1 protein-coding gene is annotated in these 982 nt (G+C 32.0%); it reads left to right on the top strand.

All coding sequences use genetic code 11. The features are described from left to right. Positions 1–5 precede the first annotated feature (5 nt). On the top strand, positions 6–982 hold a 977-nt coding region (locus DM84_RS05990), incomplete at its 3' end, for an IS4 family transposase (RefSeq protein ID WP_250779088.1).

Raw genomic sequence — 982 nt, 5'->3', positions numbered from 1 at the left:
TAACGATGAATAAAATAACTTACCTATCAAATAACCTCAACAAATTTTTCAATGAAAAGGCAAATGAAGTATCAATTGAAACAGGATTTATAAAAAGGAAGAGGAAGCTAAAAGGTTCATCGTTCGTAAAAGCGATAATCCTTGGTAATATAGGAGTTGATAATTGTAGTATAGAAACGATATGCCAATTGTTAAACGAAGACTCTGTGAGTATAACAAAACAGGGCTTGGACTTTAGGTTTACTAAAGAAGCAGTAGAATTTATGAAAAGTATGTACAATGAATCTTTGACACTATTTAAAAGTACTTTACAAATTGATTGCGAAATCTTGAAACAATTCAGAAGTGTTAAATTGTTAGATAGTAGCTATATTAGCCTACCTAATAGCATGGAAGATATGTATAAAGGGTATGGTACCAGCTATAGCGGTTATGCAAGTAACACTAAGTCCGGGGTAAAGTTACAATTAGTTTTTGACTATCTAAATCAGGCATTAGACCAGCTTAACATAACAGAGGGAATAAGGTCAGATCAGGGGTATAGAAGACACTTAAGCAATATATCAAGCAATGATTTACTAATATCTGATCTGGGTTATTTTGTGCCAAGTTCTTTTAAACAAATCAATGAAACAGGAGCTTATTTTATCAGCCGTTATAAATCCGATACCAATATATATGATATAGAAGCAAATCAAAAAATAGAGTTATTAGAATGTTTAGAGGGTAAATTGTTTCTAGAAAGAGAAGTATTATTGGGAAAAGAGGCAAAGATTAGAGTAAGAATTATATGTCAAAAGCTAACTGAAGAACAGTCTATAGCTAGAAGAAGAAAGGCTAATAGATTAGCGAAATCACATGGATACACATCTTCTAGAAGGAATCAAGAATTGTTGAACTGGTCAATATTTATAACTAATGTTCCAGAGGATAAAATTAGCGCTGAGCAAGTATTAACAATTTACAGAGCCAGGTGGCAAAT

The organism is Wolbachia pipientis, assembly GCF_023661085.1.
Taxonomy (GTDB): domain Bacteria; phylum Pseudomonadota; class Alphaproteobacteria; order Rickettsiales; family Anaplasmataceae; genus Wolbachia.
The sequence above is the reverse complement of the archived record's forward strand: the minus strand, read 5'-3'. Positions and strand labels throughout refer to the sequence as shown.